At 30.2% G+C, this 25,806-nt stretch carries 24 protein-coding genes and 3 tRNA genes; 20 read left to right on the top strand and 7 right to left on the bottom strand.

Annotated features, from left to right (window positions below):
* Position 1: 1 nt before the first annotated feature.
* Genes EOJ36_RS01650 through EOJ36_RS01635 form a run of 4 tightly spaced genes read left to right on the top strand, consistent with a single transcriptional unit; the run spans position 2 to position 2,891 of the window.
* Positions 2–613, top strand: coding sequence for a fumarylacetoacetate hydrolase family protein (locus EOJ36_RS01650; protein ID WP_127802277.1), 612 nt, complete (start codon positions 2–4; stop codon positions 611–613).
* Positions 613–1,059: a thioredoxin-dependent thiol peroxidase gene (gene bcp, locus EOJ36_RS01645; RefSeq protein WP_127802276.1), complete on the top strand. Its 447-nt coding sequence runs from the start codon at positions 613–615 to the stop codon at positions 1,057–1,059. The genes EOJ36_RS01650 and bcp overlap by 1 nt, the downstream gene beginning before the upstream one ends.
* A gap of 8 nt (positions 1,060–1,067) precedes the next feature.
* On the top strand, positions 1,068–1,925 hold the full coding sequence (locus EOJ36_RS01640) for a transketolase (protein ID WP_127802275.1): 858 nt from the start codon (positions 1,068–1,070) through the stop codon (positions 1,923–1,925).
* A gap of 12 nt (positions 1,926–1,937) precedes the next feature.
* A complete protein-coding gene (locus EOJ36_RS01635; RefSeq protein ID WP_127802274.1) occupies positions 1,938–2,891 on the top strand; it encodes a transketolase family protein in 954 nt (317 codons plus the stop codon).
* Here the strand turns inward: EOJ36_RS01635 and EOJ36_RS01630 are convergent, their stop codons facing one another.
* Positions 2,892–5,171 (bottom strand): BamA/TamA family outer membrane protein, encoded by a 2,280-nt coding sequence (locus EOJ36_RS01630; RefSeq protein WP_127802273.1) that lies wholly within the window; start codon positions 5,169–5,171, stop codon positions 2,892–2,894.
* Between EOJ36_RS01630 and EOJ36_RS01625 the strand changes: the two genes are divergently transcribed.
* Positions 5,172–5,909 (top strand): TrmH family RNA methyltransferase, encoded by a 738-nt coding sequence (locus EOJ36_RS01625; protein ID WP_127802272.1) that lies wholly within the window; start codon positions 5,172–5,174, stop codon positions 5,907–5,909.
* A 26-nt stretch (positions 5,910–5,935) separates the two neighbouring features.
* Here the strand turns inward: EOJ36_RS01625 and EOJ36_RS01620 are convergent, their stop codons facing one another.
* Complete coding sequence (locus EOJ36_RS01620) at positions 5,936–6,673, bottom strand: queuosine precursor transporter (RefSeq protein ID WP_127802271.1); 738 nt, start codon at positions 6,671–6,673, stop codon at positions 5,936–5,938.
* Entirely contained in the window at positions 6,670–7,881 is a 1,212-nt protein-coding gene (locus EOJ36_RS01615; protein ID WP_127802270.1) for a pyridoxal phosphate-dependent aminotransferase, read from the bottom strand. Before EOJ36_RS01615 ends, EOJ36_RS01620 begins: the two co-directional genes overlap by 4 nt.
* 274 nt (positions 7,882–8,155) lie before the next feature.
* Here EOJ36_RS01615 and EOJ36_RS01610 point away from each other — a divergent pair, with 274 nt between their 5' ends.
* The 15 genes from EOJ36_RS01610 to pheA all read left to right on the top strand — a co-directional run bounded on the left by EOJ36_RS01610 (position 8,156) and on the right by pheA (position 23,238).
* Positions 8,156–8,572, top strand: a complete 417-nt coding sequence (locus EOJ36_RS01610) for a hypothetical protein (RefSeq protein WP_127802269.1) — start codon at positions 8,156–8,158, stop codon at positions 8,570–8,572.
* Between the two features lie 104 nt (positions 8,573–8,676).
* On the top strand, positions 8,677–9,093 hold the full coding sequence (locus EOJ36_RS01605) for a hypothetical protein (protein ID WP_127802268.1): 417 nt from the start codon (positions 8,677–8,679) through the stop codon (positions 9,091–9,093).
* Entirely contained in the window at positions 9,086–10,030 is a 945-nt protein-coding gene (locus EOJ36_RS01600) for a phosphoribosylaminoimidazolesuccinocarboxamide synthase (protein ID WP_127802267.1), read from the top strand. Before EOJ36_RS01605 ends, EOJ36_RS01600 begins: the two co-directional genes overlap by 8 nt.
* Entirely contained in the window at positions 10,023–10,457 is a 435-nt protein-coding gene (locus EOJ36_RS01595; RefSeq protein ID WP_127802266.1) for an STAS domain-containing protein, read from the top strand. Before EOJ36_RS01600 ends, EOJ36_RS01595 begins: the two co-directional genes overlap by 8 nt.
* 204 nt (positions 10,458–10,661) lie before the next feature.
* A complete protein-coding gene (gene gltB / locus EOJ36_RS01590) occupies positions 10,662–15,230 on the top strand; it encodes a glutamate synthase large subunit (RefSeq protein ID WP_127802265.1) in 4,569 nt (1,522 codons plus the stop codon).
* 7 nt (positions 15,231–15,237) lie between these two features.
* Positions 15,238–16,731: a glutamate synthase subunit beta gene (locus tag EOJ36_RS01585; RefSeq protein WP_127802264.1), complete on the top strand. Its 1,494-nt coding sequence runs from the start codon at positions 15,238–15,240 to the stop codon at positions 16,729–16,731.
* Between the two features lie 66 nt (positions 16,732–16,797).
* Positions 16,798–16,884: transfer RNA gene (locus EOJ36_RS01580), tRNA-Ser, on the top strand.
* A 10-nt stretch (positions 16,885–16,894) separates the two neighbouring features.
* A tRNA-Pro gene (locus tag EOJ36_RS01575) sits at positions 16,895–16,968 on the top strand.
* 58 nt (positions 16,969–17,026) lie between these two features.
* Positions 17,027–17,100 (top strand) — tRNA-Arg (locus tag EOJ36_RS01570).
* 23 nt (positions 17,101–17,123) lie between these two features.
* Positions 17,124–18,407 (top strand): hypothetical protein, encoded by a 1,284-nt coding sequence (locus EOJ36_RS01565; protein ID WP_127802263.1) that lies wholly within the window; start codon positions 17,124–17,126, stop codon positions 18,405–18,407.
* Entirely contained in the window at positions 18,404–19,510 is a 1,107-nt protein-coding gene (locus tag EOJ36_RS01560; RefSeq protein ID WP_127802262.1) for a glycosyltransferase, read from the top strand. Before EOJ36_RS01565 ends, EOJ36_RS01560 begins: the two co-directional genes overlap by 4 nt.
* Positions 19,500–20,408, top strand: a complete 909-nt coding sequence (locus EOJ36_RS01555; RefSeq protein ID WP_127802261.1) for a glycosyltransferase family 2 protein — start codon at positions 19,500–19,502, stop codon at positions 20,406–20,408. Before EOJ36_RS01560 ends, EOJ36_RS01555 begins: the two co-directional genes overlap by 11 nt.
* A 12-nt stretch (positions 20,409–20,420) precedes the next feature.
* Positions 20,421–20,957 carry a WcaF family extracellular polysaccharide biosynthesis acetyltransferase gene (locus EOJ36_RS01550; RefSeq protein WP_127802260.1) on the top strand — a complete coding sequence of 179 codons (537 nt, stop codon included), beginning with the start codon at positions 20,421–20,423 and terminating at the stop codon, positions 20,955–20,957.
* Positions 20,958–20,962: 5 nt separating this feature from the next.
* Positions 20,963–22,147: an MraY family glycosyltransferase gene (locus EOJ36_RS01545; protein WP_127802259.1), complete on the top strand. Its 1,185-nt coding sequence runs from the start codon at positions 20,963–20,965 to the stop codon at positions 22,145–22,147.
* Between the two features lie 14 nt (positions 22,148–22,161).
* The gene (pheA, locus tag EOJ36_RS01540; protein WP_127802258.1) at positions 22,162–23,238 is read left to right on the top strand and encodes a prephenate dehydratase; all 1,077 of its coding nucleotides are present in this window, start codon (positions 22,162–22,164) and stop codon (positions 23,236–23,238) included.
* On the opposite strand, the gene ribF is transcribed toward pheA, so the two are convergent.
* From ribF to EOJ36_RS01520, 4 genes are read right to left on the bottom strand one after another with little or no spacing between them, the layout of a single operon-like run.
* Entirely contained in the window at positions 23,230–24,168 is a 939-nt protein-coding gene (gene ribF, locus EOJ36_RS01535) for a riboflavin biosynthesis protein RibF (RefSeq protein ID WP_127802257.1), read from the bottom strand. The two genes, pheA and ribF, sit on opposite strands and share 9 nt — an antisense overlap.
* Complete coding sequence (truB, locus tag EOJ36_RS01530; protein ID WP_127802256.1) at positions 24,152–24,835, bottom strand: tRNA pseudouridine(55) synthase TruB; 684 nt, start codon at positions 24,833–24,835, stop codon at positions 24,152–24,154. Before truB ends, ribF begins: the two co-directional genes overlap by 17 nt.
* Complete coding sequence (locus EOJ36_RS01525; protein WP_127802255.1) at positions 24,826–25,614, bottom strand: undecaprenyl-diphosphate phosphatase; 789 nt, start codon at positions 25,612–25,614, stop codon at positions 24,826–24,828. Before EOJ36_RS01525 ends, truB begins: the two co-directional genes overlap by 10 nt.
* Entirely contained in the window at positions 25,611–25,805 is a 195-nt protein-coding gene (locus EOJ36_RS01520) for a DUF3098 domain-containing protein (RefSeq protein WP_127802254.1), read from the bottom strand. Before EOJ36_RS01520 ends, EOJ36_RS01525 begins: the two co-directional genes overlap by 4 nt.
* Position 25,806: the final 1 nt, after the last annotated feature.

Genomic DNA, 25,806 nt, shown 5'->3' with positions numbered 1-25,806 from the left:
TATGAAAATTATTTGTGTAGGTAGAAATTATGTTGATCATATTCATGAATTAGCAAATGAAAAACCAACAGAACCTGTTTTATTTTTAAAACCAGACTCTGCCATCCTTGAAAAAGGAAAAAGTTTCTACCTACCTAAATTTTCAAACGATATACATCATGAAATTGAATTAGTATTTAGAATTGGTAAAGTTGGCAAAAATATTGAAGCCAAATTTGCTCATAAATACATTGATTCTTATGGTATTGGAATCGATTTTACAGCACGTGATGTACAATCCAAATTAAAGGAGAAGGGTTTACCTTGGGAAAAAGCAAAAGCATTTGATGGTTCTGCTCTAGTTTCTGATTTAAAAGCATTTTCTGAAGATCTTTTGGCATCTGATATTCATTTTTCATTAATTAAAAATGGAGAAACTGTTCAAAATGGACATTCAGGTCTAATGATTTGGAAATTACCCGCCTTAATTGAAGAAATTTCAAAATACTTTACATTAAAAACAGGTGATCTGATTTTTACAGGTACTCCCGCTGGAGTTAGTGCTGTTAAAGCAAATGATAAATTGGAAGGTTATTTAGGTGAAGAAAAATTATTTGATTTAAACATCTTGTAATGAAACTTAAAATAGGAGATAAGGCCCCCTTATTAAATCAATTGGATTCAGATGGAAATGAAGTCAATTCAACAAAGCTTTTGGGATCTAAAATAGTTCTTTATTTTTACCCCAAAGACGATACTCCAGGATGTACCGCGCAGGCTTGTAATTTAAATGATAATTTAGAATTACTACAAAATAAAGGTTACAAGGTAATTGGAGTAAGTATTGATTCAAATGAGAAACACACAAAGTTTAAGAAGAAATACAATTTAAATTTTTCTCTTTTATCGGATTCAAATTTAGATTTAGTTAATGCTTATGGTGTGTGGGTAGAGAAATCTATGTATGGTAGAACTTACATGGGTACTGCCAGAACAACCTTCTTAATTAACGAAGAAGGAATTATTACAGATATTATTGAAAAAGTGGATACAAAAAATCATTCTAATCAAATCCACTAAAATTTATTATGCAAACACAAGAATTAGAACAAGTAGCATCTCAAGTAAGAAGAGATATTTTACGAATGGTACATGCCTGCCAGTCAGGTCATCCAGGTGGTTCATTAGGTTGTACAGATTTATTAGTTGGATTATTTTTCAAAGCTATGAATTTAAAATCTGATGCAAATGGAAAAGTAGTTTTCGACAAAACAGGAAATGGAGAAGATGTTTTTTATCTTTCAAATGGCCATATTAGTCCATTATTATATTCAGTTTTGAGTAGAAGAGGTTATTTTCCGATTAATGAATTAGGAACGTTCCGTAAATTAAATACGCGTTTACAAGGACATCCAACACCACATGAGCATTTAGAAGGAATTCGTATTGCTTCTGGTAGTCTTGGACAAGGATTAAGTGTTGCTATTGGAACAGCTCAAGCAAAGAAATTAAACAAGGATGCTAGTTTAGTTTATTGTTTAATGGGAGATGGTGAGCAAAATGAAGGTCAAGTATGGGAAGCTGCAATGTATGCACCGCACCATAAAGTAGATAATTTAATTGCAATTATCGACGTAAATGGTCAGCAGATTGACGGTCCAACAGAAAAAGTTATGAGCAATCGTGACTTAGCAGCAAAATACAAAGCTTTTGGATGGGAAATCCTATCAATGAATGGCAATAATATGTCAGAAGTTGTATCTACTTTGGATAAGGCCAAATCATTAGCTGGAAAAGGGACTCCAATAATGATATTAATGCAAACAGAAATGGGAGCAGGTGTAGATTTCATGATGGGATCTCACAAATGGCATGGTGTTGCACCAAATGACCAACAACTTGCTGATGCATTGGCACAATTAAATGAAACATTAGGAGATTATTAAAATAGGATTACAATGGCATTTTTCACATACGAAACAAAAAAAGATACAAGATCCGGTTTTGGAGCCGGAATGGAATATTTAAGTCAACATAATCCAAACGTAGTAGCTCTTTGTGCAGATTTAATTGGATCCTTGAAATTAGAAGGATTTATTAAAAATTCTCCTGAAAGATTTTTTCAAACAGGTATTGCTGAGGCTAATATGATTGGAATTTCCGCGGGATTAGCTGTTGCTGGTAAAATACCTTATGCCACAACTTTTGCAAACTTCGGTACTGGTCGTGTTTATGACCAAATCAGACAGTCTGTTGCCTATTCAGGCACAAACGTTAAAATTTGTTGTTCTCACGCTGGTCTTACTTTAGGAGAAGATGGTGCTACCCATCAAATCTTAGAAGATATTGGTTTGATGAAAATGTTACCAGGAATGGTTGTCATTAATCCATGTGATTATAATCAGACAAAAGCTGCAACCATTGCTATTGCAGAACATGAAGGACCCGTTTATTTACGATTTGGTCGTCCTGTAGTCCCTGTATTTACTCCAGAGGATCAAAAATTTGAAATTGGTAAAGCAATTAATTTAATTGAAGGTTCAGACGTTAGTATTTTTGCAACTGGCCATTTAGTTTGGGAGTCTATACAAGCAGCAGAAATATTGTTAGAGAAAGGTATTAAGGCAGAAGTTATTAATATCCATACAATTAAACCATTAGATTCTGAAGCAATTTTAAAATCAGTAGCTAAAACTAAATGTTTAGTTTCTGCAGAAGAGCATCAGATAAATGGCGGATTAGGCGATTCTATTGCGCAGTTATTAATTCAAACAAGTGCTTATCCAATGGAATTTGTGGGGGTTAATGACTCCTTTGGTGAATCAGGAAAACCAGCAGAATTGATGACAAAATATGGTTTAGATGCTAATAATATTGTTGAAAAAGCATTAAAAGCAATTTCAAGAAAATAATTAGAATGGATAACCAATTCCAATATTAAATTCAATTGGGTTCTCCCCATCACGAAATGTGGTTTTAGGGAGAACCCATTTTTCATTAGGGGCATTAGCAGGATTTATTACTTTCGTAGCTAAATCTAAGCGTAATAAAAAATAGGTAAAATCCCATCGCAAGCCTAATCCCGTACCTACAGCAATTTGATTATAAAAGTTATTCAATTGGAAAACACTTTCTGAAGGATAAAATGACTGTGCAAAATTCCAAACATTTCCAGCATCAACAAATAATGCCCCATTTATATTTCCAAAAAATTTCACTAAAGGAAAACGATATTCAATAGAGGATTCCAATAAAATACTTCCTGGTTGTTCCATTAAACCACTTGAAATATTTGATCCTGGACCTAATCTACGAGGTTTCCAAGCTCGCAAACTACTTGGACCACCTATAAAAAAGTTCTTTTCATAAGGTAATTGGTAATTATTTTCTCCACCATAGGCATAAGCCAGTCCAGATAAAAACTTAAAGGCTATTTGTGAATTACCATGATAACCTAATAAAATATATTTTCTATAGTCGAAACTTAAACGAAGAAAACGATAAAATTGAATATCCTGCTGGTATTTGAATAAATTCGATATAAATTCAATTTTATTATTGGGTAAAAAATTCAATGTAGTACCACCTGATTCCAAACCCAAATTCATTGTATATCCTCTTATCAATGAATTTGTGGTATTAAAATTTCGATAATTGTAGTTAAAATAGATAGACGAAACAAAACTTGGATTAAAACTTCTATATAAATTATTTCCATTTGCCTTTAATTCTACTAAATAGTTTTGAAAATCTGAAGCAATTGTTGTTGAAGGGTAGGATGTATTTATCAAATTTAAATTGATAAATGAAAGCTGGAAATACTTATTTGTTGACTTCCGCCAATACAAATTTTGAAATAACTTAAAATTGGTTCGCAAATATTCTGGTCTATTTATATAATCATATCCAAGACCAAATTGGGTTTGAGGAGCAAAAAAATCACCTAAAAATTTTAAACTTTTTTGCGGTAAAAATAGGTTCGGGTAATTATAACTCGTACTTAAATTAACTTCAAAATTGTTTCGCGTTTGACTTGTATTTATAAATCCAGCTTGAGCCTCATAACCAACTCGAGCAGAAAAATCTATATTATCCAAATGTGAAAATACTCTTCGAATTTTTAAAGAATTGGTTAAAAATGGACCTGGAATACCTCTAAAAACACTACCTCCAAATTCTGAAGTAAAATTTAACTTATCACTTTCAACTAACTCAATATGAGGACTTAAAACTGTTTTAGTAGTATCAAATCTAATAGAAACTGATTTGAATTGATCAGTTAAATAAATATTTTGAAGGCCCTGATTAATTTTTGTGTTAGAATATAAATCCCCTTCTTTTAATTTAATTAATTTATTTAAAGCATTAGTCGTAGAAAAATCAGTTGGTTCAAAATTATATGAATTTTCAGCTTTTTTTATCAAAAATTCGGGACTCGTAAATCTAAAAATTCGATCATATAATTTATTAATAAATATCCCTTTAGCATTTGGGATTTTATAAACTAAACCTACCTGATTTAAAGAAGAATCACTAATATCATTTAAATAAATACCAATATCATTAGAAGAAAAATAGTAATATCCCTGATTTTTGTAATATAAGGCCAAAGCGTCCTTCTCTTGTCTCAAAACACTTAAGTCTAAATTTCGATTCGCATATATTAAACTTTCAGTTTTTAAATACTTATCTACTAAACTATGTAATGCAGGATTATTAACTAAAACCGAATCTTTTTTGGAAAATACGCTTGCTTGGCCTTCTTTAATATTTATTTGAATACCAAAAAGGTTTTTAGACTTTTTTAAGGAATCGATTTTCAATTCAATAACTGATTTTAAAAATCCTTTTTGTTGATAATAATTAGATATATTTTTTTTAATATCGGAAATTAGCTCATTTGAAAATCTCGGATTATAATTGGTAAAAAAGTGGATGGCTGGATTTTTTCTACCTAATGAGTCATTTTTTAAACGCTTATTTTCTAGAAATAAATATAAAGCAGATGAAAATAAACGTTTGTAAGAATATTTTACTTGATAAACATTAGTTCTAATTTCAGTCTCAGGGATTACCTTTGTACCTTTAATTGAAATATAATCAATTTTAGGTTCAGAAGGAACATAATCCTTCACTCCAACACATGATGTGATGAAAACTAGAAAGAATAAATAAATTAATACGTTTTTCAAATGTCCTTAAGCAATAGACAAATAAAATTAATCAATTCTTTACACTCTAAGAAGGGTAGAAAGGAGAATCTTCTATTTTTAGTTGAAGGGGAAAAATGTATAGAAGAATTATTAAAATCAAATTGGGCTTATGAAATCCTAGTTTTAAATGAAAATTTAAGATCTTCCTTTGAAAACCTATCTAACGTATTTTTTCTTTCTGAGGACCAAATAAAAAAATATTCTGCCTTGCAATCTAATTCTTTTGGATTTGCAGTTGTACATATAAATGAAAATCCAGAATCAAATTTACATCTTAAGGGAATAAACATTTACTTAGATGGAATTCGCGACCCTGGCAATTTGGGTACAATTGTAAGAATTTGCGATTGGTACGGAATTAATACAATTTATGTTTCCGAAGATACAACAGACTTTTATAATCCTAAAACTATTATTTCTACCATGGGCTCTTTTACAAGAGTTAATGTAATCAGTACTGCTTTACATACTATCATTGAAAATAATCCAGAAATTCAAGTTTTAGGAACATTTTTAGAAGGTGAATCAATATATCAGATTAAATTCCCCCAAGACATGTTAATTGTTTTAGGAAATGAATCGAATGGTATTAGACAAGAAACAGAAAACTTGATTCGACAAAAAATAACTATTCCTAGAATTGGTGGTGCCGAATCCCTCAATGTAGGAATATCAACGGCTATTGTGATTGATAATATAATTAGAGGAAAAAGTTAATAGGTAATAGGTAATAGAAAACAGTGTTAATTATCTTCTTTAAGGTATTTTTCAATCAAAAAATGAGCAATATATAAAACAGGAGTAAATAATATAGCAACTAAAAACTTATATAAATAATTATTAAAAGAAACATTCATCCACTGACTAATTGTCCAATTGCCAAATAAATAAAAGGCAACCCCAATAACTAATAAACTATCTACCAATTGACTTATTAGGGTGGAGCCAGTTGCGCGTAACCATATTTTCTTTGAACCAGTTTTTGCTTTAATTTTCTCAAATATTAAGGCATCTAAAATCTGACTTACTAAAAATGCAGAAATTGAACCCAAAATGATTCCCAAACCTTGTCTAAAAATTTGTTTGAAAGCAAAATTTATATCAAAACCACCATTTTTTGCATTCACGTTAATCCAAAAATCTGCCGGAACTAATTGGGTAGCCAAGTAAATAATAATAAAGGAATAAGCGATGAAAAGCGCAGCAGTGTATGAAATGAATTTCACACCTTTTTTACCAAAATAATCATTAATAATATCAGAAGTAATAAAAACGATGGGCCAATTTAAAGCCCCCGCAGTTTGATTAAAATCCCAAATTCCTCCCCAGGGCATTTGAAGGCCTAATGGTGAAAACCCTAATGACTTTTCAACACTTACAATTTTAACACCAATTATTTCAGCGATAATGGCATTCGTTAAAAAAATACCAAACAAAAAGATAAATAACTTCTGTTTTTTAGAGAATTGTTGAAAAATCATTTTCTGTAATTTTCGAAGTGCAGTGCAATTTTATCCAATGCCTGATTTAACTGCTCAACATGTGGAAGAAAGACAATTCTAAAATTATTTTTTCCCGCAAAATTAAATCCTGAACCCGCTACTACCAATACTTTTTGCTCTTCTAATAAAGACATAACAAAATGAGAGTCGTCTCTAAAATTAAATTGAGTAGGATCATAGCTTGGAAACAAATACAAAGCTCCTTTTGGTTTAACACAATTAACTCCTGGAATATTATTTAATTTTTCCCAAGCAGAATTCATTTGCTTATATAATCTACCACCAGGGGCCACCAAATCATTAATAGACTGATACCCTCCTAAAGCTGTTTGTATACCAAATTGAGTGATCACATTCGCACATAGACGAGTACTAAATAAAAAGTTTAATCCCTCAATATAGGATTTTGCCTTGTGTTTGGCACCAGTTAAAATCATCCAACCACCGCGGAAACCTGCTGCACGATAATTTTTTGACAATCCACCCATAGTTACAATTAAGCAATCTTCACTTAAACCTGCTGCGGAATAATGTTGTGTTTGGTCAAATAAAATCTTGTCATAGATTTCATCAGAAAATAAAATCAAATTATGTTTAACAGCAATTTGAACCAATTTATCAATGGTTTCTTTTGGATAAACAGCACCTGTAGGATTATTAGGATTAATAATTACCAAAGCCTTTGTTTTGCTAGTTATTTTTGATTCTATATCATCTAAATTTGGCTGCCATTCGTTAGTTTCATCACAAATATAATGAACAGCTTTTCCACCTGTTAATTCAACAACAGTAGTCCAAAGAGGATAATCTGGGGAAGGGATTAATACCTCGTCTTCGGTATTTAATAGGGCCGTCATTACAAGTGAAATTAATTCACTGACACCATTTCCAATGTAAACATCCTCAATTAGGCTATTTTTAACACCTAAATTTTGGTAATATTGCATTACTGCCTTTCTAGCAGCAAAAAGCCCTCTTGAATCCACATATCCCTGTGCGTTTCTGATATTAACAATAATATCATGCACAATTTCATCTGGTGTTTCAAATCCAAAGGCAGCCGGATTACCGATGTTTAGGGAGGTAATTTTATATCCTTGATTTTGCAAAGCAAGCGCCTTTTCATAAACAGGCCCACGAATCTCGTACTTTAAATGCTCTAAACGCTTACTTTTTAAAATTTCCATTCAAATTCTAGTTAAAGAATCGTAAATTTAAACATTCAAATTGAATTTTGATTTAAAAATGCTCGAAAATCAATCAATTTTCATTCTATTAACGGTATTTCTGGTAATTTACCTAGGTATTTTTATCAGATATTATTTCATTAGCAAAAGTGCTTTTTCCATTTCAAAATGGATTTATTTTAAATTTGTTTTTAGAATTGGCATATTAATTACCTTAATTTTTTCAATTTTTTACTTTCCTGAAAAACCTACAAATCAAGTTCGAAAAAAATATTTGATCATTGATAATTGGAAAAGATTTAAAACAGAAAATGATTTAAAATTAAAAGTCAAAGAAGATATTTTAAATTTAACAGAAATTGACCAAATTGGATTAATTCAAAAGGAAAGAGATTCACATGCAATTATAGTACCTCAAATGTCAAAAATTGCATTTCTTAAATTTATAGAACAGTTTAATTTAAAGGAAATACCAAAAACTTTTATAGACAAAACGGTTATTAAAAATGAATCGATAGAGGAATCCAATTTAAGTGAAAATTTACAAGATCAGAAATCTTCTGAGTGGTTGACTTTCTTTCTAACTATTAAAAAGCAAAGCATTTCCAATCTGCATAAATATTTAGTAATTTTGTCCTTATTTTCAATAATATTGGACCTATTGCTAATTAATAAAGCTATAAAGATTTAATTTTGTTTATAACATTTTTACATAGCGTTTTGTTGATTTTACAGTTATTTATTTCGGATAATTCTGAAGTTTATAATTTAAAAATAAAACAATTTGAAAATTCCTTGAAACAAAAAGATTATTCCAAGGCTTATACCTTTTTAAAGGAATTAGATCGCCAGAGTTTTTTTATAAATTTTGAATTAGAACAAATTACACTTTTGTTGGAATTAAAATCCAATAAATCTTCCTTAAAAAAGGTTAAACCAAATTTAAATAATGCCATTTTAAATTCATTAGAATTTGTTTCTCAAAAGAATTTCAATTTCGCACTTAAGATTTTAAAAAATGACATAGCGCTTAATCATTTAGATACAACGATTAAATGGTATGAAATTTTAGCTAGTAATAGCAAAAAAAATAACCAAATAGCCAGAATAGGCTATAAGCAAGAACAACCTAAGAAATCTTTTAACGAAAGGGATGCTTTAGATTTACTTAACTTAATGAAGAATAAAGAAAAATATATTAAATATGAGTAGTTATACAATTAATTCATTTGAACTTCCTAAGCAAACAAGTTTTTACAGAGGTAAGGTTCGTGATGTATATGGAATAGGAGATGAGCATTTATTAATGGTTACTAGTAACCGTATTTCAGCTTTTGACGTAATTCTACCTAAGCCTATACCTTATAAAGGTCAGGTATTAAATCAAATTGCAACCTACTTTTTAGAATCTACAAAAGATATTGTACCCAATTGGTTAATATCAAATCCAGATCCAAATGCTGCATTTGGTTTAAAATGCCAAGCTATTCCGATTGAAATGGTAATCAGAGGTTATGTTGCAGGACATTTGGCCAGAGAATATAAAGCAGGTAAACGAAGTATTTGCGGAGTTACATTACCAGAAGGTTTAAAGGAAAATCAGAAGCTTCCCAATCCAATTATTACTCCAACTACAAAGGCATCTGAGGGACACGATGAAGATATTTCTGTAAATGAAATCATAGAACAAGGAATAATTTCAAAAGAATTAATGGATGAATTATGTGATATCACACAAAAATTATTTCAAAGAGGTCAGAAAATGGCGAATGACAGAGGATTAATCTTAGTAGATACTAAATATGAATTTGGTATTTACAATGGAAAAATCATGTTGATGGATGAAATTCATACACCTGATTCATCTCGTTATTTTTATGCAAATTCCTATCAAGAATTATTAGATACCAATCAACCGCAAAAGCAATTATCAAAAGAATTTGTAAGGGAATGGCTTATCGCAAATAATTTTCAAGGAAAAGAAGGGCAAGTAATGCCTGAAATGCCCGAAAGTTTTGTTAATGAAATTTCTGAAAGGTATATTTTGCTTTTTGAAGAAATTACCGGTAAAAAATTTGAAAGGTTACCTCAAGAAAATTTGAACGAAAGAATTTATAATAACTTAATAAGTTTTTTGAAAAATGTCTGAAACAAAATTATTTCAATTAGAACAAAATGAAAGTTACGCTTTGATTGAATGGAATTCAAATCAATTAGTACAAGAAAATTACGAAGAATTAGAAGCGGTCATCAGAAATTTATTTAAAAAGGAGTACACAAACATCATTCTGAATGCTGCCCAAGTAAATGAAATTGATGGATATGGCGTGTCAGCCATTCGAAAGGGTACCAAAATTTGTACCAATGAAAATGGATTGTTGGTTGTGGTAAATAAAAAAGATGAAATTGTAACTCGTTTAGATGCTGCTAATATTGACGGACTTACCTTAATGAATACTGTTCAGGAAGGCATAGATGCAATTTACCTCAATGACCTTGAAAATGACTTCGGTTCTGAGGAGAATGATGATGAATTTTCAGGGGAAGAATTTTCTGATTATTCTGACGATTATTAGAAATTGTATTATTTTGAGAACATTTTTACTTGTTTAGTGATATTTTACAATTCAATAGAATATTTTGATTAAAATGTAATTTGCCAAATTATTTTTTGATTAAATTTGAAATTAGTAGATATTATGTTAAAATATAATAAAAAACATTAAACTTCTACATCCCGATTAATTAAGTTTATTATTAGAATATTTATAATTTAGATGATGAATAATAATTCACAACAGGGTTTATACCGCAAAGAATTTGAACATGATGCATGTGGCATCGGATTTGTTGCTAGTATGAAAGGCATAAAATCTAATAAAATCGTTCAAGATTCTATTAAAATGCTTATTCGTATGGACCATAGGGGTGCTACGGGTAGTGACCCAAATTCAGGTGATGGTGCTGGAGTTTTACTTCAATTACCTCATGAATTTTTTATTGAAGAGGCATCTAAATTATCCTTCACTTTACCTTCACTTGGCTATTATGGAGTAGGAATGGCTTTTTTCCCTTCAGACGAAACTCTAATCAAAGAATGTAAAGAAGTAATAGAAAGAAAAGCTAAAAAGTTAGGACTTCCAGTCTTAGGTTATAGAGTAGTACCAGTTAATAATACTGAAATTCAAGGAGCTGATTCCGGAAACACAGAACCTTCCATTCAGCAATTATTTATTGAAAGACCAGATTCATGTAAAACTGAAATAGAATTTGAAAGAAAATTATATATTTTCAGACAATATGTTTCTAAATTATTAAACGATACAATTCCTGGTTTAAACAAGAATTTTTATTTTGCTTCTTTGTCTTGTCGTACCATAATATATAAAGGTATGCTGACAACTATGCAGGTACCTGGTTATTTTCAGGATTTGCATCAAGAAAATTTTACTTCTGCCTTAGCAATTGTTCACTCAAGATTCTCAACAAATACATTTCCTGAGTGGAAATTAGCTCAGCCTTTTAGATTTATTGCACACAATGGAGAAATCAACACCGTAAAGGGTAACTCTTCATGGATGCAAGCACAATCTGCCTTGTTTTCAAGCAAATATTTTACAAAAGAAGAATTAGATATGATTTTGCCTGTTTGTTCTTTGGGACAATCAGATTCCGCAATTTTAGATAATGCCATTGAAATTCTATATTTATCAGGTCGTAGCCTTCCGCACGTTATGATGATGTTGATTCCTGAAGCTTGGGATGGAAATGAGTCAATGGAACAATACAAAAAAGATTTTTACGAGTACCACGCATCCTTAATGGAGCCTTGGGATGGTCCTGCCTCAATTTCTTTCACAGATGGAAAAATGATTGGAGCAACCCTAGATAGAAATGGTTTAAGACCTTCTCGTTTTTGGGTAACTAATGATGATCACGTAATCATGGCATCTGAAGCAGGTGTTTTAGACTTAGATCCTGCAACTATTGTTAAAAAAGGTAGATTACAACCTGGTAAAATGTTCGTAGTTGACATGGAGCAGGGTAGAATTATTCCTGATGAAGAATTGAAGGAACAAATTTGTCAACAACAACCTTATGGTGAATGGTTAAAAGAGAATAAAATTAGAGTTGAAGATTTACCAGATGCTGGTTCTGAATTCAAACAACCAAAACCAATAGAATTAATCTCTAGACAACAAATATTTGGGTTTACAACGGAAGATATCCGTATTGTATTAGCTCAAATGGTTGAAACAGGTAAGGAAGCCTTAGGATCAATGGGAATTGATACACCTTTGGCAGTTTTATCTGACAAGGCTCAACATTTGTCAAGTTATTTTAAACAATTATTTGCACAAGTAACAAATCCACCAATCGACCCAATTCGTGAAAGAATGGTAATGTCTTTGTTAACAGATATAGGTGGATTATCAAATTTATTAGAAGAAAGTCCAAGCCATTGTCGCCAAATTGAAATGCAACAACCTGTTTTAAGAAACAAGGAAGTTGAAAAAATCAGATGGATTGACCATGCAAATTTTCAAACAAAAACTATTCACATGACTTTCAATTCTTCTGGTGAATCTGGAATTTTGAAAAAAGCCTTGGATAGAATTTGTCAATATGCAGAAGATGCAGTAGATGATGGGTATTCAATAATTTTATTAACAGATAGAGGAATTGATTCCTCACACGCACCTATTCCATCTTTACTTGCCCTAGGAGCAGTACATAATCATTTGATTCGAACCAAAAAAAGAGCAAAAGTTGGTATTATATTAGAAGCTGGAGATGTTTGGGAAAGTCATCATTTTGCAACTTTAATCGGCTATGGAGCATCTGCAGTCAATCCATATATGGCATTTGAAACAATTCGTAACATGAAAGAGCAAAATTTAATTGACTCTTCATTAAGTTACGAAAAATTAGAATACAACTATATTAAAGCTGTTAATGGGGAATTGTTAAAGATTTTCTCAAAAATGGGAATTTCCACACTTCAGTCTTACCAAGGTGCACAAATTTTTGAAATTCTAGGTATTAGTAAGGATGTGGTTGATAATTATTTCACAGGATCAATTTCAAGAATTAATGGTATAGATTTGGACACTATTGCTAAAGAAGCCCTAATCAAACATAAATCAGGTTATTCTTTACTAAAAGTAGAAAATCCAAAATTAGAAGTTGGTGGTATTTATCAATGGAAACAAAGAGGAGAAGAACATTTATTCAATCCTCAAACAATTCATTTATTGCAACAAGCTACCAAAAATAATAGTTATACTACTTTCAAAAATTATTCTAAGTTAATTGACGACCAGAGTAATAAAGCAATTACCTTAAGAGGATTAATGAAATTCAAATCAGCTAAATCTATATCAATTGATGAGGTTGAACCAATTGAAAATATTTTAAAGCGATTTGCAACGGGTGCTATGTCATTTGGATCCATTTCTTATGAGGCACATACAACATTAGCGATTGCAATGAACCGAATTGGAGGAAAATCAAATACAGGTGAAGGGGGGGAAGACCCTATCCGTTTTGAACCAATGGCCAACGGAGATTCGATGAACTCTGCTATAAAGCAGGTTGCCTCTGGACGTTTCGGTGTAACAGCTAATTATTTAACCAACGCAAAGGAATTACAAATCAAAATGGCTCAGGGTGCTAAACCTGGAGAAGGTGGACAGCTTCCTGGTCACAAAGTTGATGATTGGATTGGCAAAACTAGACATTCTACTCCAGGTGTAGGTTTGATTTCGCCACCTCCACATCATGATATTTATTCTATTGAAGATTTAGCACAATTAATCTTTGATTTAAAAAATGCCAACCGTGCTGCAAGAATTTCTGTAAAATTAGTATCTGAGGCTGGTGTTGGTACTGTAGCTGCTGGTGTGGCAAAAGCTCATGCAGACCATATTCTAATTGCAGGATATGATGGAGGAACAGGTGCTTCACCATTATCATCTATTCGTCATGCAGGTTTACCTTGGGAACTTGGTTTAGCAGAGACTCATCAAACCTTAGTTAAAAATAAATTAAGAGGCAGAGTAACGATTCAAACAGATGGTCAAATTAAAACAGGTAAGGATTTAGCAGTTGCAGCTTTACTTGGTGCAGAGGAATTTGGTGTTGCCACTGCTGCTCTTGTTACTGCAGGATGTATTATGATGCGTAAATGCCATTTAAATACTTGTCCAGTTGGAGTTGCTACTCAAAATCCAGATTTACGTGCATTATATACAGGAAATCCAGATCATGTAGTTAATTTATTCCATTTCCTAGCTCAGGAATTAAGAGAAATTATGGCAGATTTAGGCTTCAAAAAAATTGAAGATATGATTGGCCGTGTAGATATGTTAGAAACTGCAGATCTTTCATCTCATTGGAAATTCAAGCATATCGACTTAAATGCAATTTTAAGTTCAGCGAATGCTGAAAAAGATGTTGCTTTATTCAAAAGTGAAGAGCAAGATCATGGATTAGAAGATCAATTAGATTGGGAAATCCTAAAAATTGCTAAAAATTCGATTGAAAAACAGGAAAAAACATATGGAGAATTAAATATCATTAATGTTAATAGAACTGTTGGAACAATTCTTTCAAATGAAGTAACGAAAAAATACGGCGAAAAAGGATTAGCCCCTGAAACCATAAACATCAAATTTAAGGGTACTGCTGGACAATCATTCGGTGCGTTTTCTGTGCGAGGTATTAAATTTGAAATTGAAGGTGATGCCAACGATTATATTGGAAAAGGACTTTGTGGTGCCAAATTAGTTGTTTATCCAGCACCTAATGCTCCTTTCAAAGCAGAAGAAAATTCGATCGTAGGAAATGTTTCATTTTATGGAGCAACTTCTGGAGAAGCTTACCTTGCTGGAATGGCTGGTGAACGATTCTGCGTAAGAAATTCAGGTGCTAAAGTTGTAGTAGAAGGAATAGGCGACCATGGTTGTGAGTATATGACAGGTGGATTAGCCATTATTTTGGGTGAAACTGGAAGAAACTTTGGCGCTGGTATGTCTGGTGGTGTTGCCTATATTTTCGACGAGAAAAATAATTTTGAAGCAAAGGTTAATCGTGAAATGGTTGAAATCTCTGATTTAAATCAGGAGGATATAAATATTTTGAACTTATATCTTCAAAACCATGTAGAAAATACCAAATCTGTAAAAGGGAAATACATTTTAGATAATTTCAAATCTTTACAGACTTTATTCAAAAAAGTATTACCAGTTGATTACAAAAATGCTCTTGCTAAAAGAAATTTAAATATTTCTGAAGTATTAGAGGATAAAAACAAAGTTTATCAAGATATTAAAATCGATTTAAAATAATTACAAAATGGGTAAGCCTACAGGATTTTTAGAAAAAGATAGAATTCCAGCAGTAAAAAGACCAGTTTCTGAAAGAATCAAAGATTATAAGGAAATTGAAATATTACCTACGCTGCAAGAGTCTGAGGCGCAAGCTTCAAGATGTATGGATTGTGGTACACCATTTTGTCACAATGGTTGCCCTCTAGGAAATATTATTCCAGAATTCAATGATGCCGTTTATGAAGGTAATTGGAAATATGCCTATGAAATATTAGTATCAACAAATAATTTCCCTGAGTTTACAGGAAGAATTTGTCCAGCCCCTTGTGAATCATCTTGTGTATTAGGTATTAACAAACCACCGGTAACTATTGAATTAATTGAAAAGTCAATTATTGAAAAAGCTTATTCAGAAGGTTGGGTAACACCTCAAATTCCAACTAAAAGAACTGGAAAAAAAATTGCTATTATTGGTTCAGGACCTGCAGGAATGGCTGCTGCTGCTCAATTAAATAAAGCTGGACATACAGTAACAGTTTATGAAAGAGCTGATCAAATAGGTGGCTTATTACGCTATGGCATCCCTGATTTTAAATTAGATAAATCAACTATAGACAGGAGAGTTGCTGTAATGAAAGCAGAGGGAATTATTTTCCATACAAATACTGCTATTGGAAAAGATATAAAATTGAGACAATTAGAGGCAGATAATGATGTAGTATTAGTAGCGGCAGGTTCAACAACCCCCCGCTTAATCAATATTACAGGATCTGACGCAGTAGGTATTTATCCAGCAATGGAATTTTTATCGCAACAAAATAAAAGAAATGCCAAAATTGAATTATTAGTTAATCATAAAGGAGATTCCTATACTAACAATAATATTTTAGCAACAGGTAAAAATGTAATAGTAATTGGCGGGGGAGATACAGGTTCAGATTGTGTAGGAACAAGTAATAGACATCAAGCAAAAAGTATTACCCAGATTGAAGTAATGCCAAAGCCACCAATTGGAAGAGCTGAAAATACACCTTGGCCTAATTGGCCAAATATGTTGAGAACATCAACCTCTCATGAAGAAGGTGCAAATCGTATGTGGTCAATTTCTTTACAAGAATTTATAAAAAACGATAAAGGTGAATTAGTAGGAGTTAAGATTGGTGATATAACCTTAGAAACAGTAAATGGGCAGGTTGAACAAAAAATTACAAATATTAGAGAAATTCCATGTGAATTAGCATTAATTGCTGCAGGATTTTTACATACTGATCAAAATCAATTAATGGATGAGTTGAAAAGTTCGAATGTGCAAACGGACGAAAGAGGAAACATCAAGGCATCAACAAGCTATCAAACTGATAATCAGAATATATTCTCTGCAGGGGATGCAAGACGAGGTCAGTCGTTAGTAGTATGGGCTATTTCAGAAGGTAGAGAAGCTGCACGAAATATTGACAAATATTTGATGGGAGAAACAAAATTAGAAGGAAAAATTGTTTCAACTTTTGATTTAAATTAAAAAAAATTAGGCCTTTCAGTGGTATTTTAAAATAATTTGTTTATTTTTGTGCTCTCTTAAATGCTAGGAGAGATGCCTGAGAGGCCGAAAGGAACAGTTTGCTAAACTGTCGTACTGGTAACGGTACCGAGGGTTCGAATCCCTCTCTCTCCGCAGTATTTTTCGGGGTGTAGCGTAGCCCGGTATCGCGCTTGGTTTGGGACCAAGAGGTCGTAGGTTCGAATCCTGCCACCCCGACTAAATAGAAGTCAATTTATTGCATGAGGAAACTCAAAATAAATTGGCTTTTTATTTTGGTTCCGTAGCTCAGCTGGATAGAGCAACTGCCTTCTAAGCAGTAGGTCTTTGGTTCGAATCCAAACGGAATCACAACATTTAAATTCTTATTTAATTTGAAAAATAAGATTACACCCTGGCTTCAGACAATTGGAATACTAATTCCATTTATGGGGTCAGGGTTTGTTTATTTTATCAGATCCTTACTACCTAATTTAGGTAATGATGCCATTAGTAACCTTATTTTTCAATGCGTTTCAATCGTATTAATCAATACAAATCCCAGTTATTCTAAATTATTTAAAGGGAATTTAATTTTGTTTATTACTACTTATAGCTATTTCATCATCAATATTTTATATTTTTTTTTATATAATACGGCTGATGGTGGAATATGGATTAATGAGCTTATTTTATTTGGATTATCAGGCGCCTATTTAATCCAATTAATGAAAGTAGATAATAAAATACAAGATATTTTACCTTATGCTATATTACTTTTAAGTTTACTAATTAACATTTCACTTCTTTATAGTATTTTATCAAATCCATACTATATAATAGGAATGAGAGCAACTGTAAACTTTGCATCTAATACAAGTGGTAAATTCTCTGGAAACCCCCATATTTATTCAAAAAATGGTTTAATTGCTGTTATTGTAAGCTTATTGTTAATTTTCAAAAATGATAAAAAATTCAATATTTTACAATATTGCTTTTTGTGGATTTGCCTATTATTAGGTTTAGTATGTATTTTCGCCACATTGGTAAAAACTACATTTTTATCTTTACCATTGGTTTTATTTTTACTAATACTTACCTATTTAAATAGGGAAAAAATAAAAGAAAATAAGAATCGCTTAAAAACAATATGGCAGGCATTTTTCCTTTTAATTATACCAACAATCCTATTTTCAATAAATAAAATTACAGCGCTATTTAATCAATATGGGTCAATAGGGCTTAAAATGTTACAAAAATCATTTAATTCTTTAGGAATAGGTAATGGAGATACGGGTACATTAGATGTCAGTACCAATGAAAGAGTTTATAATTTCAAAAAATTGATTTTTTTGTTAAAAAATCAACCTTTAGAATTTCTCTTTGGCAATGGTTATAAATACTTTTATATTGATATCCCAATTCTTGAGGTTTTTATAGATTTTGGAATAATAGGTTTTATACCATTTGTGTTATTTTTTATTATGATTTTATTCTTTAGCTTTAAAAACATATTAACTTCAAATAACATATTTCAATTATTTTTAGCATTTTATATAATTACCACTATATTAACCTATTTTACACAAGGTAGGCCTATGGATTATTGGTTTTTTATTCAATCAAGTCTATACATTAGATTTTTAGGAATTAATGGTTCAAAAGATTCGCTTCAATGAAAGTATTAATATTTCATAATACCTTATCTGCTCAATACAAATCAATCTATTTTGAAAAAATATTTCAAAATTTAAAAAATTCAGGGGGAGATCTTTTCGTTGTACAAACTAGTTATTCTGAAGCCTATAGATTTAATCATTTTGATAAATTAAGTTTAGAAAATTCAATAAAATATCCTTATTTCTTAATAAGTAAAAAACCTTTGGAGAAGGTAAATCAATTATTTGAGTTTTATTTTTGGCTTAAATATATAATTACATTTAAACCAGATATATTAAATTTAACGGGATATACTTCCATTTTCACCTTACCAACATTACTTATTTGTAAATTTTTAAAAATAAAAACAATCATCACATTAGAAAGTATAACCACATCTAAAAACCTTGATTCAATAAAGGCTATAATTAAAAAAATAATTTTAAAGAATGTTGATTATATTAATTCTTATGGACTAAAAACCAATAATTATTTATTTTCAATGTGTGTACCTAAAACAAAAATTATAAATTTTTCAAATACATTTGATAAAAATAAATTTAATAATATATCAGATTTAAAAGTAAAAAATCAAACCATTAAACTTTTATTTATCGGTAGATTATCAGAAGAAAAAAACTTAATTAATACGATAAAATTTCTTTCAAAAATAAAAAAAAACAATTTAGAGTTTGATATTTATGGTGATGGGCCTTTGCAAGAAAAAATTAAACTATTAATTCAAAAAAACAATTTGCAATTTGTGAAATTAATGGGTCCAATTAAATGGAACGAAGTTTCTAACATATATCCTAAATACGATTATTTAATTTTATTATCAAATTCTGAAACATGGGGCATGGTAGCAAATGAAGCCCTATTTTTTAATATTCCAGTGATATGCTCTGAAAATTGTGGATGTGCCGATGATTTAGTTATTTCTAATCAAAATGGTCTAATTTTAGGGGATTTAGAAAATCAAAATACAATTATTCAACTTGAAAATTATTTAAATAAGCCATTAAATTCAATTAATTTTATTCAAAGAAATAACCTTATCTTTGATGAAAAATTTGCAATAAATAACTTTTTAGAAAAATTGTATTTATTAAATGAAAAGTAATCTTCCTGATATTACAGTTATTATTTTAACTTTTAATGAAGAAATACATATTAGAAGGTGTTTAGAATCACTACAAAATATTGCAAAAAAAATCATTGTCGTAGACTCCTATTCGACAGATAAAACTAAAGATATTTGCGAAGAATATCATGTTGATTTTTATCAAAGAAAATGGAATCATAACCATGCAGAGCAATTAAATTGGGCCATAGATAATTGTAAAATCGATACGCTTTTTACCATGAAAATGGACTCTGATGAATATTTAACTACAGAATTAATTGGAGAAATAATCGACTTTTTTAAAACAAATAATATTTTCAAGTATAATGGGTATATTTTAAAAAGAGGATTAATTGTAAAAGGGCGCCAAATAAAGCATGGAGATTTTAAAATTCAAAATCTTTTAAGAATATGGAAAACTGGACAGGGTAGAAGCGAAGAACGATGGATGGATGAACATATTCAGCTTGAAAATCCAAGTTTATACAGCTTCCAAAATTTATTTTTTGATGAAAATTTAAATTCTATAAGTTGGTGGACACAAAAGCATATAAATTATGCAAGGAGAGAAGCTCTAGATTATTTATTATCAAAATATACTAATCAGTTCAAAAATAGTGATCAAGTAAGCAATACATCTGCCAAAACTAAACGCTTATTGAAAAATAATATATATGATAAAGCCCCTTTGTTTTTGAGGGCTTTTCTATATTTTATCTACCGATATTTCATAAAATTGGGATTTTTAGATGGTACCCAAGGACTAATATGGCATTTTTTACAAGGATTTTGGTATCGATTTTTAGTTGACGTAAATATTTACGAATTAGAAAAAGCAATGGATAAAAACCCTCAAAAAATTAATGAATTTTTAAAGGAGAATAAGATCCAATAAAATTAAAACTTCATGAAGCTATCCTCTTATCGGGAAACTAATTTACCTTCAATGAGCATTAAAATTAAATATGCCATTTGGTTATTAATTTCTAATCTATTTTTCCTAACTAATATTCCATATCCAAACAAAATAAAAATTTTATTTCTAAAGGCCTTCGGTGCTAAAATTGGTAAAAAATCAATAATTAAGCCTTGGGTTAAAATAAAATTCCCATGGGAACTTGAAATTGGTGACGATGTTTGGTTAGGTGAGAATGTTTGGATTGATAATATTTCTAAAGTTTCCATAGGAAACAATGTTTGTATCTCCCAAAACACCTTTATTTTAACAGGAAATCATAATTATAGGAAAGAAACCTTTGATTTAATAACCCTTCCTATAATTATTGAAGATAATGTATGGATTACTGCAAATTGTTTAATTGCAAATGGTGTGACAATCGGAAAAAATTCATTAATTTTATTATCCTCAACTGTAATTTCTTCTACTGAAGAAAATGGCGTTTATCGAGGAAATCCAGCCATAAAAATTAAAAATAAATTATAAATTATATGTATTTTAATGAATTACTTCAAGTAAAGGAAATTCAAATTTTTTTATCATTTATAATTTCTTTAATAATATCTATTACAACAATTCCTGTAATCATCAATATCTCTAAATTAAAAGATTTGATGGCAGAGGTTCAATTAAGAAGCTCACATGATGAAGTAACTCCAACTTTAGGTGGGGTTGCAATCTTTGCCTCTACTTTGATCTCATATTTTATATGGGATAACCCTTCAGAAGGTCATGATACGCATTTAACAATTGCAGCAATTATAATTTTATTTTTTTTAGGTATAAAGGATGATATCTTAATTTTATCTCCTAAAAAGAAACTTATTATCCAAATAGCTGCCTCTTTAATGCTTATAACACTTGGTAATATAAGAATTTCAAACCTATATGGACTTTTTGGAATTTATCAAATACCCTATATTTTTAGCATTCTATTTACGGTATTCATATTCATTTCAATTATTAATTCATTAAACCTTCTTGATGGAATAGATGGATTAGCTGGAACAGTTGGAGTTTGGACAAGTGTCGTATTCTCTTATTTATTCTACAACTTAGGCTATTTTGCCCACGCAACTTTATCCCTTGCCCTTGCTGGTTCTTTGGTTGGATTTCTTCGATATAATTGGTCAAAGAAAAACAAAATATTTATGGGAGATACGGGATCATTAATTATTGGATTTTTACTATCTTTTTTTTCCATAAAATTTATTATGATTAATGAGCATTTCGAATATAATCCCAACATGGGAAACAATGCTCCACTTATTGCAATTACAATATTATTATTGCCTTTATTTGATACATTAAGAATGTTTTCAATTAGAATAATAAATGGGAAATCTCCTTTTGTGGGTGATAGGAATCACATGCATCATCTTTTAATTGATACTGGATATTCACACTTGGTTGCTACTTTAATTTTAATAATCTACAACATTATAATTTTTACGGGTTATTACTCTATCAATTATTACGTAAATAATAATAATGTCATGTTATTATATTTATTTCTAAACTTTATAATTTATTGTTTTTGGGGTAACAATCTCAGTAAAAAAATTGAAATCAATAAAATTGAGCGTATTAAATTCAATAAAATTGATAAAGTAAAAAGACTACAAATAGCTGATCGATTAAAACCAAACAGTGATAAACTGATTGATAATCAGTAAATATATTAAGTAAAATGGATATTTTAGATCTAAGAAAAAATATTGATTCAGTTGATGACCAAATCCTGAAATTATTGGTTCAGCGAATGGAATTCGTTGAAGAAATAGGTAAATTAAAACGTGGAAGCAATTCTGCAATTTATCATCCAGATCGGGAAAAGGAAATCATTGAAAGGTTAGCTTTACAACCCACTGGAAAATTATCTAAAAAAGCCATTGAAGCAATTTATTTAGAAATTTTTGGAGTTTCAAGAAATCTTGAATTACCTGAAATCATTTCTTATTTAGGTCCTGAAGGTAGTTTCACACATCAAGCTGCTGAAACCAGATTTGGTGCCATCGCTGATTATGTTTCTTTACCATCTATTCAATCAGTTTTTGAATCTATTGAAACCGGCAGAGCCAAATATGGTATCATCCCAATTGAAAATAATCAAGAGGGAATGGTGAAGGAAACACTAGATTTATTATTTGAAAAGAAATTATTTATTATTTCCGAAATTATAATTCCAGTTAATTTTTCATTGGCAACCAAGGAAAATCATATTGGTGAAATCAAAAAAATATATTCCAAAGATATTGCGTTCAATCAGTGTAAGAAGTTTTTAGGCGATTATTTTGGCAATAAAGAAGAATCATTCTTTGTTCAAGTAGACTCAACATCTAAAGCAGCTCAATTAGCAGAAAAAGAGGAGGGATCTGCAGCATTATGTTCTCATATAGCCGCTAAAATACATAATCTACCAATTTTATTTGAAAATATTCAAGATTCTACCTCTAATCACACAAGGTTCTTTATTATTTCTAAACAAGCTAACCTGAAAAAAACTGATAGAGATAAAACCAGTATAGCGGTTAAATTAAAAAATGATGATAAACCTGGCGCATTGGTTGATCTTTTAAAAGAATTTCAGGATAATAATATTAACCTATTAAAAATAGAATCAAGACCGATCAAACAAATTTATGATTTTAAATTTTGGTTTTATATGGATTTGGAGGGAAATATTTTAGATGAAAATATTAAAAATGTAATTGAACACAAAAAAGATGAGATTTTGTTTTTAGGTAGTTATATGAACCTATGCTAAAACTTTTTTAGCTTGTTCACAATCTTTATTAATTTGAATTTTTAACTCCTCAATGGAATTGAATTTCATTTCCATTCGTAACTTTTTTACAAATTCTATTTCAATTTCCTCTCCGTAAATTTCTTCAGAAAAATCAAATAAATACGTTTCTATTGTTAAGGTCTTTGAATTATCTACAGTAGGTCGAAATCCTAAATTTGTTACTCCTTTAAAAATTTGACCATTTAAGAATACTTTAGTGGCATACACTCCAATTGAAGGAACAAATTGTTGGGGAGATAAAAATATATTTGCTGTAGGAAAACCTATTTGCCGACCTAATTTTTTGCCAGATTGTACTATCCCTTTTAAATAAAAAGGTCTACCTAATAATTGGTCAATTTTATCAACCCAGCCTAACGTTAAATAATGTTTAGCTAAAGACGAACTGATAATTTCATTTGAATGATTTGAATAATTTAAATATTCTGCCTCAACACTATGTGCCTTAATTTTAGTAGAAAAATTTTTATTTACAAAATCAACTGAACCTTCTCGACCTTTACCAAAACGGTTATCATACCCCAAAACTAATTGTTTCGCATTTAAAATAGTAATTAAAATGTCCTCAACAAAATGCTTCGCATCTATGGTTGCAACATAATCATCAAAAGGTATTATGATCAAGTGATCAATACCTAATTTTTCAATTTGTTGAATTTTATCCTCTATAGAAAATAGAAAATCATCAAAAACATTTTGTTTAAAATAGCTTAGGGTAGAATTTGAAAACGAAATAACAACACTTTCAAGTTTATTTAGTTTTGAAATATTTGTTAGTTCTTTTAAGACTTTCTGGTGACCAAAATGAACAGAATCAAACATACCAACAGTAACTGCAGTTTGAATTCCTTTAGAATCAAATGAATTAAGATTACGGTAAAGTTTCATATTTCTCACTGTCAAAATCCTGAATATTTTGCGCACTAAGCACCGAATATTCCCCAATATGCGTACGACGTAAAGATTTCATATATGCACCACTTCCACATAATTTACCAAAATCGCGAACTAAACTTCTGATATATGTTCCCTTGGAACACTTGATTGTAAATTGTATTTCTGGAAAATTTGATGAGTCAATGTCAAAAGAATAAACAATAACATTTCTTGTTTTTATTTCCAATTCCGACTCCTGAACTCCTTTTCTAGCATGAACAAATAATCTTTTACCATCTTGTTTTATCGCTGAATATATTGGAGGTACTTGAATTATTTCACCGGTAAGTTTTGTAATAACAGATTCCATTAAATCTTTTGAAATGTGATTAATAGGATACTCCTCCGAATCAAATTCTGTTTCTAAATCAATACTAGGAGTAGTTTTACCCAAAACTAAAATACCCTCGTAGATCTTTGGGAGGGATTGAAAATATTCAATTTTTTTAGTGTATTTTCCAGTGCAAACAATCAACAAGCCAGTTGCTAAAGGATCTAAAGTACCTGCATGTCCAATTTTTTTAAATCGACCAGCAAACTTCATTTTTTTAACAATGTCAAAAGAAGTCCACGTGGCCGGTTTATCTATTAAATAAAATTTATCTTCTACTAATTCCAAACCAAATAAAGTGCTAAAATAACTGCTGTAATAATTCGATAATATCCGAAAACTTTAAATCCATTAGTAGAAACAAAATTCACCATCCATCTAATCGTGAGAAATGCGACAATAAAACTTACAAAAAAACCTATAGAAAGGCTAATGATATAATCGGGTTGAATGAAAGTATGAATTTCGTCTTTATAATCTAATAACTTTTTACAACTTGCCCCTAATATAGTTGGCATTCCTAATAAAAAAGAAAATTCAACAGCATTTTTATGGCTCAATCCTGTAATTCTTCCGCCTACAATAGAGGCACCGGATCTTGAAACTCCCGGTATCATAGCTAAACACTGAAATAAACCAATTTTTATGGCATTGAATGGATTTAAATCATCTTCTAATTGAATTTTACTTTCATTAGGTTTTAGCCATTTATCAATATATAAAAGAATAATACCACCCAAAAACCAAGAACCTACAATAAACCAATAACCTGAAAATAATGATTCTAAAAAATCATCAAACAATACACCAAAAATAGCTGCAGGTATAAAGGATAAAATGATAAAAATATAAATCTTAATAGATTTAATCAAACGTTTAAAATATAAAACAGGAACTGCTGAAATTGCTCCTAGTTGAATAAATATGGTGTAAAAATTAGTAAAATGATTCGATTTTATTGCCAATATTTTTTCAGCTACAAGTAAATGCGCGGTAGAAGAAATGGGTAAAAATTCAGTTAGACCTTCGATAAGTCCCAAAATGAATGACAAGAAATTTGAAATCATTTTTTAATAGAAAAAAGAGAAAAAACAGGAATTAATAAACCAATTAAAACTAAAATAGGTCCTAGGGTGATGCCTAAAAAGCCCATTCCAAATTCAGATTTATCTAAAGTCATTACAAAAAAACCAATAAACATTGTAACAATACCTGCTAACAATATTTTTATTCTTTTACTATCTAATGGAAATTTCATA

It is taken from the genome of Sandaracinomonas limnophila (assembly GCF_004005965.1).
Classification (GTDB): domain Bacteria; phylum Bacteroidota; class Bacteroidia; order Cytophagales; family Spirosomataceae; genus Sandaracinomonas; species Sandaracinomonas limnophila.
Note: the sequence above shows the minus strand (reverse complement) of the source record. Positions and strands in the feature narration are given on the sequence as shown.